Annotated in this window: 6 protein-coding genes; 4 read left to right on the top strand and 2 right to left on the bottom strand. The window is 69.7% G+C overall.

Features of this window, described 5'->3' with window-relative positions:
* The first annotated feature begins 334 nt into the window (after window positions 1-334).
* The 4 genes from ACFWZ5_RS40415 (at window position 335) to ACFWZ5_RS40400 (ending at window position 4,165) form a co-directional block, all read left to right on the top strand.
* Entirely contained in the window at window positions 335-1,138 is an 804-nt protein-coding gene (locus ACFWZ5_RS40415) for a hypothetical protein (RefSeq protein ID WP_384892233.1), read from the top strand.
* 59 nt (window positions 1,139-1,197) lie between these two features.
* Window positions 1,198-2,820, top strand: a complete 1,623-nt coding sequence (locus tag ACFWZ5_RS40410) for a hypothetical protein (RefSeq protein ID WP_384892230.1) — start codon at window positions 1,198-1,200, stop codon at window positions 2,818-2,820.
* Window positions 2,821-2,881: 61 nt separating this feature from the next.
* Window positions 2,882-3,172, top strand: coding sequence for a hypothetical protein (locus tag ACFWZ5_RS40405; protein WP_384892227.1), 291 nt, complete (start codon window positions 2,882-2,884; stop codon window positions 3,170-3,172).
* 156 nt (window positions 3,173-3,328) lie between these two features.
* Window positions 3,329-4,165 (top strand): hypothetical protein, encoded by an 837-nt coding sequence (locus tag ACFWZ5_RS40400; protein ID WP_384892224.1) that lies wholly within the window; start codon window positions 3,329-3,331, stop codon window positions 4,163-4,165.
* Between the two features lie 313 nt (window positions 4,166-4,478).
* Here the strand turns inward: ACFWZ5_RS40400 and ACFWZ5_RS40395 are convergent, their stop codons facing one another.
* A complete protein-coding gene (locus ACFWZ5_RS40395) occupies window positions 4,479-4,775 on the bottom strand; it encodes a hypothetical protein (RefSeq protein WP_384892221.1) in 297 nt (98 codons plus the stop codon).
* Between the two features lie 344 nt (window positions 4,776-5,119).
* Entirely contained in the window at window positions 5,120-12,643 is a 7,524-nt protein-coding gene (locus tag ACFWZ5_RS40390) for a toprim domain-containing protein (RefSeq protein WP_384892218.1), read from the bottom strand.
* Between the last annotated feature and the right edge of the window lie 446 nt (window positions 12,644-13,089).

Genomic DNA, 13,089 nt, shown 5'->3' with positions numbered 1-13,089 from the left:
CGTGCCAGTAGTGACAACTCGCACGCCACGCCGAGGGGACCGATCCCGAGCCCAACGATCAGACCGACAACATCGGCCCGGAGTCCTGAAAAGCCTCCGGGAAACAGAGAGCTCTTCCCAACGTAGCCGGATCAGGCGATGGGGCGCGTGACGCGGTGAACCTCCTTGCCATTGCGAAGGTGTCAACTACCGATTAGAGCAAGGAGCTTCGTGGTTTCCTGTTGTGCCATCCTGGATGTACCGCCGGACCTGGCTTCCTGGCTAGAGAACCTGATCAGCAATCCTCCGGAGGTGTGGAGGCTTCCTCTATGTGGCTCGGGTTTGTGAACGGGTAGTGCTGTTCACCGAGATGCTCCCGGCCCACATCACGGTCGCTGACCTGATCCATAAGGAGCCGGACCACGCGCTCGCCGCCCTGGAGACAGCCGCGCACACGACACACGCAACGCTGGCGAGCGCACAGCTGGGCGACGCCGCGCACGGCGTGCTGACCTCCCAGACCATCAGCGCCCTGATCGCGCTGCGCTCCCCGCAGTCCTGGGACCGCTACCTCACCCGCAGCGCCCGCCTACCCGACTCCGAGCACTGCAGCGTCGTGAACGCGGTGACGAACGGGGTCCATCAGATCCTGCCCAGCCTGCGCAGCCTTGCGCCTGCACCCCCCGTGCACTACGGCCACCTCCAGCCCGATCACATCCTGGTCCCGCCCGGCCCCGACCAAAGCCCGGTCCTTTTCAGTCCTCGCCTCCAGCGCGGATCTGCGGGCGTCGACCTCGCCCGCCTGATCTCCCAGACGGTGCTGAGCCTGATCACCACCCCGGGTACCCCCGCCGTCGACCAGGCCCTCACCACCCTGGACACACTGCTCAGCACACGGGTGAGCAACCTGTGGGCCGACCAGCAAGCCTGGGTGCGCACCGTGCTCCACCTGTGGCTCACCGACAGCCTGATCACTCTCGTGAACACGGTCACTGCACCACCACGTCTGCCCCTGCCCGCCCTCGCCCAAGGCATCCTGCAGCACCATCACCGCATCCGCGCGCTGCTCAACTGGCTGCGCACGCTCACGACGGTGAACAACCCGCGCACAGCCTGGACCGCGATGACCTCTGTCGTCGCCGAGCTCACCCGCGCCTGACCGAAGCTGCCCCCCACCGCTCTGCCTGATTCCTCACCCTCCCGGCCCTGGATCCTGCGATGACAGCCACCACTGACTCCCCTGCCCCGCCTTCTCCCGACGGCCGCACACCGGACCAGGAAAGGGTCGCCGAGGCTCTCCTCACCTGCGTCTCCGGCCCGGCAGCGGCCGCTCAACTGGGCATGGATCCCACCACGTTCAGACGGCACGTACGCGATCTCCATCGCCGCTACGGCGTGGACGGCGCACCGCCCCTGGTGCATGCGCTCCTCACCGACGGCCTGCGCCCTCCGGCGATCGACTCCCCTCTGCCCGGTCTCGATGACGTCCAGCTCCGCCTGATCCCGGCCATCGCCCGGTGGTCTCACCCCCGCGACATCGCCGCCGCAGCGCTCATCCCGGCCGCGGATACCCCAGCCCGCATCAAACAACTCCTGCGCACCGCCCAGGCTTCGAACGGTGCGGACCTCGTCCGGCGGATGCACGCATGGGGACTGCTGGGTGCGCACCGCAGCGCCAACACCACCGAAGCGGCCCCGCAGAGCCACGCCGACCTGGTGGTCCTTGCCGAGCGGCACGTGCGCGCCGCAGCCGCCCGGCAATGGCCCGGCCACGGCATACGCCTCGATCTGCTTCCTGCGCTCCACAGCGTCGTCTTCCTCGTCCACCTCGCAGAGCACCGCTTCGTCGCCAAGTACACCCTCGCGGGAACCTGTCTCAGCACGCTGCTGCACGGTCTTCACGGCACGCGCGACAATATCCGCCGCCAGCAGGCCGCCTACCGGCAAACCCGGCGCACCAGGGAATTCCGCCAGGAAAGAGACCTCCAAGCCCTGGGGCAGGCCGGTATTGCCGTGACCGCCCCGGCCGGAGTCGTCGACGGAGTCCTCTTCACCCAGACACCGACCCTGACCACGCTCAGCGACGTACTGCGCGAGCATCCCCAGCGCGCCGCGCGGGCCCTGACTCACGTGGCCGACATCCTCAACGCCACCGCCACAAAACGCCTGCTCCCCAACTCAAGGACGCCGGCCCCCAGCCCGATCATCCAGGGGCTGCGTCGCCTGCAGTTCCCTGCGCCGTGGGCGGCGCAGCTCGCCCGGACCGATGCCCCGCAGGCCCCGGCCGCCCTCAGCGCGGACATCCTCACCACAGCCCAAGGCGGCCTGCTGAACCGCTTGGAGCAGCTGCCCGTGGCCCCGCGGCCGCAGTACGGCCACCTGCAGCCCGACCACATCCTGTGTCCCGGCCACCCCTCTCACACGCCGACGCTGATAAGCCCCGCCCTCCACTTCGGCCCCCGCGGCGCCGACCTGGCCCGGCTCATCTCCCGCACCCACCTGGACCTGCTCACCTGCCCCGCAGCCGCTCCGCCCGTCGTCGCAGCATTGACCGCACTCGTGACCGCCCGCTCCAGGCAGGTCGCTCGGCCCGACCGCCGCGCCTGGCTCACCGGCGTCCTCCACCTCTGGCTCGCCGACACGCTCAACGCCCTCGCCGACACCCTTCTCGCCCACCCGGACATGCCCCTGCCACCCCAATCCCAGGGCATCACACAGCACTTTCACCGGGCCCACAGCCTCCTGCGCGTCCTGCGCCGGGCCAGCACCATGGCCATCTGCGACCCCCACAAGGCGTGGAACTACGCACTCCAGCAGACCGCCCACACGATCGCGGACTGATCACCTCCTGCCACTCCCCCGCCCCGCCGTGAGCACCCAGCCCCGCACAGAAGGCCCCTCCGTGACCGCCCCCGACGACCCCGACGCGGCCTACGCGGCGCTTCCGCGCGATGCCGCACTCGCCTACCGGCGTGCCGCCCGCCTGCCGGAGGAGGTCCATACCCTGGACGCCCGCCAGGCCGCCGCGATCAGCGACCTTCCAGTACCCCGGGCCGCCAACGCCCTGCAGACACTCACACGCGCTGGTCTCCTCGAGCAGACCAGCGGCACCGACCAGGACCAGGACCACAGAAAGGGCTTCCGCTTCACCGCGGCCCGGATCCGCCTGCACGCGGCACACCAGACAGCCTAAGGCGACGCGACCAACCCGCCCGAGGTCCAAGCCCGCGCCCTGGCCTACGCCATCGCCGCAACCGCGCACGCCGACCTCCTGCTCACCCCCGCCCACCACCAGCCCACCCCCCCCCAGATCTCAGACACCCCCGCCCCCCTGCCCATGCCGCCCTTCGTGGATGAGCACTCGGCACGCGCGTGGACGGCCAGCCATGCAGACACCCTCCTCGCCCTGGCCCGGGCCGCCCACGCCACAGGCGACTTCCCCACGACCTGGCACCTGGTGCACAACCTGAGACAGTGGGCACGCACGACAGGCCACCGCCAGGCAGTTGTCGCCATCCACGAGACAGCCCTGAACGCACTCAGCCGAGCCCCCGAACCTTCGGGACAGATCGAGAGCGCGCTGCGCACGGAGCTCGGCATCACACGGCGCAGCCTGGGCCACTGGAGCGAAGCACAGCGCTGCTTCGACCAGGTCCTGCAGCTCGCCGAACGCCGGGGCGACCAGCACCTGATGGCGCACGCCTGGCGCGAACTGGCCGCCACGCTCGCCAGCCGCGCCATGACCCGGACCGGAGTGGATGCCGAGCGACTGCAGCAGGCACGGAACTACCTCACCCTGGCCGGCCAGGTGCACCAACACCTCGGCAATGACCACCAGGCGGCGCTGACGGACATCGTGGGGGCAGGACACGTCGAGTACCACCCCTGCCCAACCGGCCCTCAGCAAGCGGCACACGACCGCCTGGCACGCGCCCGGGCACCCTCCTGGCCACCGGCGATCACTACAACGCCGCCCGAGCACTGGCCTGCCAGGGCCGCCTGCTCGGGCGCGCCCACTCCTTCGGCGAGGCGAAAAGAGCGTTGTGCGCGGCCCTCACCGAATTCCAGCAGACCCTGGCCTCCGAAGAGGCAGCCCGAACCCACGAATGGCTCGGTAACACCTTCCGGCTGTCCGCTGCGCAGCACCTCAGGAGGGGAGCCCGCATGGGCACATCCCGTGAACTGACGTCATCGCGAAGCCATTACCAGACTGCCCGCACCCGATACCAGGAGTGCGACGTTGAGGACACCGCCCACATGGCGGAGCTCGTGGGCAGCCTAGGCCATGCCCAGCACGCCCTCTGCGAGGGCACTGCCCCGTAGCCGTCGCTGGCCGCCGGGTGGAGGCGGTGCTGCTGGCGGGCCAGAACGCTTGGCGCAGGCGACGGCGACAAGCCGCGCCGTCGAGCTCCTCAACGAGGCCCCACACGGTGGGGCAGCCAACTCGTATCCACGCGCCGTGACTCCTGTCGAGAACGTCGTTCCAGCCTCGCCTACGGCTATCTGGCCCGCCATCGCAGCAGCTTCGCGCTCTTCCCCTCACCCTTGTACGAGATCACCGCGGGACGGTCCCCCTTGGCCAGCAGGTGGACGGTGCACAGTCTCATGGTGGACTGGGGCTGTAGTCGGCTCCTGGGTACCGCGCCTCGGCACTGATCGATTCCGTCACCCGCGCCCGTGTAGTTGAGCAACAGGGTCTGTGGTACTTCGCGGCCTGCTGCAGTGCGCATGCCCACACCATCATCCAGATCGGGCAACAGCTTCTCGTGCCCCAGATTGCGGTAGTCGATGGTCACGTAGAACGGTATACGGTCCCTGAGGTCCTCGGAGAGTGTGTATTCGCGCAGATCGCGCATTTCCCCTGGGCGCACGCTTCGGAGCGTGGCTTGGATCGGCTGCGCCGGAACCTGCTGCTCACGGCTCCTTGCAGTGGCACGCTGCACTCACGTGCGTCAGCTGCCCGCTTCCCGTCTGCCGGAATGCATGCAGCAGTTCTCCCGCCTTGCGGACCCGCGGCGCTGCGGACCCTGGTCCTGCAGCCCGGCCTGCCCGGAGTGCCGCAGTGCTGCCGCGCCGTCGTTCGAGCCGTCCCGGGTGTCCAGGGGCGCGAGGCGTCCATGGAATGGTCCGCTTGGCCATCTCACCGATAGGTCGCGGTCAGAGAGGTGGTCTGTTGGCTGGAGGCCACTCGTTGGGCCTCGCTCAACGGCGGCTCCGTACCGCGCACCGCCTTGCTCGGAGTCGTCTGCAGCCGAGTGCGCTTCTTGGCCTCTTCGGTGAGGTCAGCGATGCGCTGCTCGGAGTAGTGTGCGAGTGGGTCGGCCACTGGGACCGTGCCGACGGCCGGTTCAGGCCGCGGCGCCTTGGAGGTGGCGGGCGATGCAGGGGCCGGGCCGCGGCTGCGCTGGGCAGCCGCCAGCCACTGTTGTGCCTGCGCCTCGTCGCGTACGTTGACCGCGCGCTGTGTGCGTCCGATCAAGGGTCCGACGATGCCGCGGGCTTCGAGCAGCTGGAGGGTGTGGTTCGCCAGGTCGTAGGGCATCTCGTGGCCGAATGCAGCCTGGATAGTGAGAGGTGAAGCGCTGCGTTCGCGGGCGACAGCCGTAGCCGCGGTGCGCAGAACGCTGGGCGAGATGAGGGCGTCTGGGTAGTCGCGTTCGGGGGGCCGGCCGATCAGCCGATCCTGGTAGACAGCAGCCGCGCGCTTGTAAAGGTCCGCGCTGGCGTCGTCCTCTCCATACCTCTTGCGTCGTGTGTCGGCCTCGGCGTGGAGTTGCCTGATGAGGGTGTCATACGCCTTGGCGGTGCTGGGAGTGGGCGGAGCACCTGCGACCAGGGTGCTTTCTTCGGGGATGAGCTCTCCCGGGGCGGAGCCGTGCGTGCGTTCGTAATGGGCGAACCACCGGGCTCGGTTCGTGAGCCACTCGCGTTGGAGCCTGGCGCGGCTTTCACTGGCCAAGCCGGGCGTGGCGGCTGACTTCTCGATGGCTCGCTGCCTGTGGCTGAGGTCTTGCAGGTAGCGGTCTCCGTAGGGGGAGGCAAGCTGGTCCGCAGGTGTTGGTGTGCCAGGCCGCGGGGCGCCGCGCATGCGGGCGATGAATCGCTCGAGTCCCTGCGGGATCCCGGGCAGGTGGAGTTTCCTGCAGATGGGGCTCAGGATCTCGTTCGTGCGGACGATGATGCGCAGCAACCGGTTCATCAGCGGCTTGCCGTCGGCCTGATGGAGCCGGCGGGTCTTGGCCATGGCAGAGTCGATCTCGTCGATGAGGTCGGAGAGGTGGGTGTACATGCCCGGGGGCAGGGCATGTTGGCGGGGCCGGACTGCCTCCAGGCGCAGGCGCAGTCTTGCGTCCTCGGCGCTGAGAGCTGCTTCTGCGTCTGACCGTGGCGCGGCGTCGGCGGTGTCCGGGCGGGTATGAGGGCCCGGTGCGGGCGGTGTCCTGCCAGGTGCCGCATCCGCAGCCTGGTTCACGGCACGTACGTCCGCCCGCAGCTTGGAGACCTCTCCGGGGATCTCGCTCATCCGCACGTCGGATGGCTCGTTGTCCGTGGCAGGAAGTCCAGCTGGTTCCTCGTGGCTTGGCGGTTCAGGGTTCGTGCTGGCGGGGGTGATGCGGGCCGTGTCGGATGCTCGCGGCCCGTCGAGGGAACGTCGGCTTGGTTGGTGAGTCCATCCTTGCGAGCCGTGTCGTATCCATCGGTGGCCGCTGTCAGCGAGGCGGAGCAGGGCTTCGCCGGGTCGCTGCTGAGCGAAGTGGGCAACGGCTTCATTTGCCCGCATGCTCACCGGGTCTGCATTGTCCCGGTACGCGTCGTCGTGGAGGTCGGCGTAGGCCTCCAGGAGTTCGATGAACTCCGCTTTCGTGACGGTGGTGTCGAGCTGGTCGTCGGGCAGGATCGCGGTGAGCTGCTCGAACCAGACCGCCGATAGCGCTATCACGTGGTCGTTCGTCGTGCATGCCTGCCATTCGATCGCGGCGAGAAGCCGTGATCCGTGCAGGTGGGACAGGTGTGTGCGTGGCAGACGAAGGTCGTTGTGCGGTGGATCTCCGAACCTGAGCACCAAGACCGGGTCATGGGAGCCCAGTTCCTCGGCGCTGATGGTGAGGGGAACGGAGCGGATGTCGCCGTACGGTGCGGGGTCACCGGCGTCAGGCCGCTGGGCAAGGCGGTAGGCGTCCAGGATCGCGATGAGCTCCTGGCTCAGGCGTGCGGACGCAGCCGTGCGGCTTTCGGTCGTGTACGGGGCGTTTCCCAGTGCGGTCAGGGTGAGGGTGAAACCGGGCGTCAGGCCCGGTGTGCGATGTGGCCGTTTCCCGGCAGCGGGTTCGGGGGACGTCGCCGTTCGGGGGGCGGCCCTGTTCCGCGGCGTGGGCGCGGACTCTGTCCCCTCTACGCCGCTCGGGTGGCGGGCCGGAACTGAGGTGGGGGTTCCTGAAGCGGTATCGACGGCATCCTCTCGTTCCGGCCATCGGGATAGCTCCTCCCAGAAAGCCTTGTCCTCCTCGCTTTCCTCGGGGACCGGGGGGGCTGGCGGGGCCTCTGGTGGGGCATCGATATCATCCTCGGGCTCCGGCCCTCTGCCTACCGCGTCCCTGAGGGCCTGGCCCTCCGCACCTTGGTCGGGGTCTGGGGCTGGCGTGGTGGTCTTTGGAGCAGCCACGGCAAGGCTGTCGATGAGCTCCTGCCAGCGTCCTTCGCGCTGATGCATCTGCTGGGTATCTGCGCCAAGTTGCACGCGCAGGTCGCGAGCGGCCGCGCGGGCCTGGCCGCAGATGGGCTCGGCAGCGGCGCGGAAGAAGGCGACCGGTGCGTCGTGATCCGTATTCCGCAAGGAGCCGTCCCACCCCACGATCTGGTGGAGTGCGTGACGGATGCCCCCAGCCCCCATTCCGGCCCGCTGGGCTTTGTCCATCGTCGCCGCGATGATCCGCACCAGGCGGACAGTCAGGTCCCTGACGAGCTCTGCTTCCGCTGCATCCAGTTGGGCCCTGGCCGCGTCGGCGCCGTCCTTCGCGGCCTGGATCTGTCGCAGCACTGCGGCGAAGCGCTCACGCGCGATCGGCACCATGTCCTTGATGCTGCTGCGCATGGTGGCAGCGGCCGCCTGGAGTAGCTCCTGCTTCTCCGCGCGGCGGCTGTTGTCCGGCACGTCTTCGAGTGTGCGGCGGGTGTTGGCGTCGAACTGGGCAAAGGGGTTGCGTTCGCTCCAGTACTGGGCGACATCGCTCGCCTCGCCGTCGACGGAGAGCCCAAGGGGGGCGGTGGCGGCAGCAGCGGCGTCCGGCAGGGCCGCGGACTGTGTGGCTGCGACCTTGGCGAGATTGATCAGTCGTTGCGGGTGGGCGTAGTCGTCCACGATGCGTTCGGCGAACGGCTGCGGTTGATCCACCCGGGACCCCGTGGGTGGTTCCGCTGCGCTCCCCTCGGGGACGGTGGGGCTGTTCATGTTCCCTCCGCTCTGCAGGGAGTCAGGGGCTGTGCTCTCCGATTCCTGAGCGGCAAGTCTCCGTGCCCGCTCGTGTGCCCTCTGGCGCTGGTGCTCGTCCGCCGTCTTGATGCTGGGACCGATGAGCATCTGCCCGAGCGTGACCTCAAGGGGGAGGTTCCAGGGCTGCTGGCTAACTCGGCGCGCGCAGGCCAGGGCGAGGGTTTCGAGTTCGCCCCTTGACGGTTCGCTCTCCCGCGTGGCCTGCTGATGCTCCCAGAAGCGGTCGGCTACGAGGGCAGCCGCGGCCGCATGGTCGGCCGCCTCATCCGTCCCTGACGGGTTCCAGGTGATCTTAAGATCGGCGTCGATCACGGCGTCCAGGAGGGGCTGCTGTTGCTCGAGCTGCCGTAGTACCTCGCTCGGCCCACGCTGGGCATCCTCGTGGATCTTCGCAAGGTCCTTCGCCCCTTGGGGAGTCACCGCATACACAGGGCCCGGCCAGGAGCTGACCCGTGGCCAGGCACGCAGGAGTGCCTTGGCCCCCGCGTCGTTCTCGTCGTTGTCGAAGACAAGCACGAGGGGCCGGCCGGGCGCGGAGTTGTCCTTCAGCAGCTGCACGTGAGCGGCTGTCAGCGATGTTCCGCACGTGCCGACGACGGCGTGCAGGGGCATGCCAGCGTGCTGGTGGGCGGCGTCGATGGCCATCAGATCGGTGGGGCCCTCGCCGAGGTAGATGGGCCCGTCCGTGGCCCTGAGGCGTTCCATGCCGAGCAGGACGTGGCTCTTCTTGTACAGGGTGGGTCCGGCGGGGGTGTCCGTGGCGGTGTTCAAGTACTTGGGCTTGGCAGTGTCGCTGAGCGTGCGTCCGATGAAGCCGATCACTCGGCCTTCCAGATCGCGCTGGGGCCACATCAGGCGGTGGAAGAAGGCGTTGGTGAGGGCGCCACTGTCCGGGTCCTGACGCAGGATGCCGGTGCGCACGAGTTCTTCGTTGGTGTGTCCCCGCTCGCGCAGCCGGTCGGTGACCGTGTTGTTGCGGCCGCGGCGTGCGTGTCCGACCTGCCAGCGCTGGGCCACCCGGCTGTGGAGATCGTGCCCCCGTGCGGTGCTGAGGTAGTCGGCGGCGGCCCGTGCTTCGCGGGTGGAGGATGCCAGGTCGGCGGCGAACAAGACGGCGGCGTCCTCCAGCACCTGGTAGAGGCGCGCCTGCTCGCCATCGGAGGGAGCGGGCGTGGCTGTGGGGGCGTCCAGCATTGCTTGGCCCTGCTGCTCGGTGACGCGGATGGCGACGGCGTGGCGGGCCAGCTCGCGATCGTGGCCTGCGGCGAGGTAGCCATCGATGCCGCTGCGGATCCGCAGGGCGAGGTCGGCGTCGAGGCCGCTGTCCCCGGTGGTGGCATGGGAGATGACGAGCTGGCGACTGTCCTCGTGGACGCCCAGGAGTGCGGGTGCCAGGTCGGCTGCGGTGGCCTGTTGGGCGATCTGCAGGAGCCGTTCACGTGCCGTGCCGGGCAGGGGGATGGCGCTGTCGTGGCTGGTGGGAGGAGTGCCGGCTACGGGGTGTCCCTCCACAGCGGTGGTGGCCTCCGCTGCCGGTGCCGGGGCATGGCGGGGGGCGGTCCGGGACGTCTGTGAGGGCGGCGCCATCGGAGCGTCGTTCGGCTGGTGCGCACGGGGGCCCACGTCTGTGGAGCTGGGGGCGCCAGCGGCGAGTGGTGCTGCGGAGTCTGGCGGGCTCGGCTGCTGCGGGTTGCGGCCCGGGCCCGCCAGGCTGTCGGCGGCCAGGGGCACGAGGCGGCGGAGGTCGGTCAGTACCGGTTTGGGGTTTTGTGCCCAGGTGCGGAGTGCCGCGAGAATGGCCTCGGCCGGGAGGTCGGTGAGATCACGCGGACTCAGGCAGGCATAGCACTGGTCTGCGCCGTTCTGGCTGAGGCCGAAGTAGAGCTCACGCAATTCCCCCGGCGAGGCGCCCTCGGACAGCGTCTTGCGGATCAGCGAGTACAGGTAGAGGGGCTGACCGTTCAGGTGGCCGTACAGCCGGGGATCCTTCGGCGGTGAGGGGTCTTCAAGGGCCCGGTGCAGGTCGCGGACCAGCTGCTGGGCGGCGTCCTGGGGCGAGTGGAACTCCCGTCCTTCGGCCAGGCGCAGCACGGGGGCCGCGGTGTGGTGCTGTGCCGCCTGGGCCGGGGCCGGCGCGGCCTGGGTCTCGGTGCGGGGGTGCGGCGAGGGCCGGCTCGCAAAGCTCGCGCGGACGGGCAGTGAGGCGTCGGCGGCGGACTCCTGAGCCGGGAACTGCTGTTCGAGCTGGATGAGGCGGGCCTTCAACTCGCTCACCCCTTGGGGCGTGTTCACACGTGTGTCGTGCGGAATCTTTTCCCCGCGTGCGGTGGTATACCACTGTTGTACGGCTGCGGCAGTGGTGGCGGCCGCTGCCTGGTCAGCGATGTACTGGGCGCGTTCGCGAAGGGCGGCGGCAGAGCGTGCTGCCCGCGGGGCAGCAGGCTTGGGCGCTGTTCCGCGCTGGGGTGAGGGGGCGGGACCGCGGCGGCGTGTGGCCGCAGCGTCGCTCTGCCGGGGCGGGGAAGCCGTTGGCGTGGAGGTGGGCGGTGGTCGGTGCGCGCGCCGCGTGCCTGCCTGATGCTGTTGACGGTCCGCGCCGTGTAGGGGTGCATCGCTGATCCCGCCGGGAGGGGAGCCGGGATCGCGAGTCGGGCGGACCGCTGTGGACTCCTGCACAGCCCGCTGGTCAGATTCCGCCCCGGTCGGCGCCCCCTTGGCTGGTGTCGTGCTCGTGGACGGTGTGCGGGCCAGGGTCTGCTCGGGGACTCCGTGAGGGGCCGGGGCACTGGGGTTCCAGGAGTCCTCCCCCGCAGCAGCAGTTTCGCGCAGGACGATGACGGTGTCCGGAGTGGCCATCGTCAGTCGTTCGGCCAGGGCCTGGCGGTGCTGGTCGGGTGTCAGCAGCCGAAGGTGCCTCAGGGTGATGGTGTCGGCGTTCTCTTCGTGCTCGGTCAGCTGGCCGCGGATGCGTGACCCGGCGGGCAGCGGTGACGGCAGGTCGAGCTCCGCCCGTGCCGCGGGCCCGAGGCTGTCGAGATCGAGCTCCAGCCACTGCCCGGCCTGGACGGCCCATCCTGCCCGGCGGTCGGCATACAGCACGCCGTCGGCGTCCGTGACCGCCTCAGCCGTGTCGCTGTGGGTGAGCGTGTTGCGTGCCAGATGTACCCGGTCGCCGTCGTCGAAGGTCAGGGTCACCAGCCCGGTGGAGGTCAAGCTGTGGCTGCGGATCGCACGCAAGGCCGTGGCATCATCCACCTGGATCAGGATGGCGTCGCCGTCTTCGAGCTGGTCGGCCCACTGCATGCCGACGGGGGGCGCTGGCCGATCCTGCTGTGCTTCGAAGTGCGCGTATCCGCGGGCGAGAGCTGAGTCCGCGCGGCCGTGGGCGCGGTCGAATGCGGCGCGCTCGGCCAGCAGAGCCAGATACAGCGGTCCGTTCTCCTCGTGCCAGACGGCAGCCTGGGTGTGAAGGTCGGGTGCCGCGAAGTCCATGCCACCAGGGGTGAACCGGGCGGCGAGCTGCTCAGCGAAGGCCTTGGCCTGCTCGGCGTCAGGCAGCGCGGCCAGGGGCATCGGATGCGGTTCCAGACCGAGGGATTCCTCCGGCCAGATCGTCTGGCCCGTGGTGGCCGGCAGGAGCTCCCAGCCCCCTGTGTCCCGGTGCAGGGCGAACTGGCCATCGGCCACCAGTTCCAGGGTGCTGAAGTCGGTGATGGCGTGCCGTTGCGGTCCCTCCTGGTAGAGCTGGGTCAACAGCCGGGTGGTCAGGGGCCGCCCGTCGTGGGCGGCAGTGACGGCAGGGTGAGTGGCGGGGTGGGCAATGGTCACTGTCTGTGTGACATCGCAGAAGACGTTGTTGGTGCCTCCGCGGGGCCCGCGGTAGGTGAACTCGCGACCGGGACGGCTGCGGCGCTTTCCCAGCTGGATCTTCGTGATGGGGTGGATTTCCTGCCGTTTCCCTTTGCGCAGGCGCCGTTCGATCACCATGCGGTCTCCGATGGTGACCAGGCCCGCCAGCAGCTGGGCGTGCTCGGCCCCGCGGGCTTCGGCACGGTCCAGTTCCTCCCAGCGCTCCACCTCCCGGGGATCGTCGATACCGCGGTAGCGCGGCTGCCCAGGCAGTGAGATCAGAGCAGGGTGAACGACATCGGCGGTGCCGTCGCTGTAGCGCACGGACTGCCAGTGTCCGGTACCCCAGGGCGGCGCGGCAGCTCCCTCGGAGGTGGCCTCGGCCTGTGTTCCCTCGGCGGTGGGCGGGTGAACGAGCAGAGAGGTGCCCTGCGGGTACAGCAGTCGCGTCGGCCGTAGTTCGGTGTCGGCGAAGCAGCGCACTGGCGCCTGCGAGGTGAGCGCCGTGGGCGCGCCGCGGTCCTCGCTCCTGCCAGAGAGCTGCGCGGCCGCGCTGCCCTCGGCGGGTGTGGGTCCGCTGGCGCGTTGGGGTTCGTTTGCGTCCCGGGCCGCAGGCGAGGGCTGCGGAGCGTCTTGTGCTGCTGGGGGTACTGGTGTTCGCGCACGGTCCGGCCCGGTGGCCGAAGCTCGGCCCCGCGCTACGGGCGCCGGAGGGTGGGTGTCCGCGTCCGGCACGAGGGCAGGCACCGCAGGCGCGGCGGCCGATGCGC

It is taken from the genome of Streptomyces sp. NPDC059003 (assembly GCF_042740445.1).
Lineage (GTDB): Bacteria > Actinomycetota > Actinomycetes > Streptomycetales > Streptomycetaceae > Streptomyces.
Note: the sequence above shows the minus strand (reverse complement) of the source record. Positions and strands in the feature narration are given on the sequence as shown.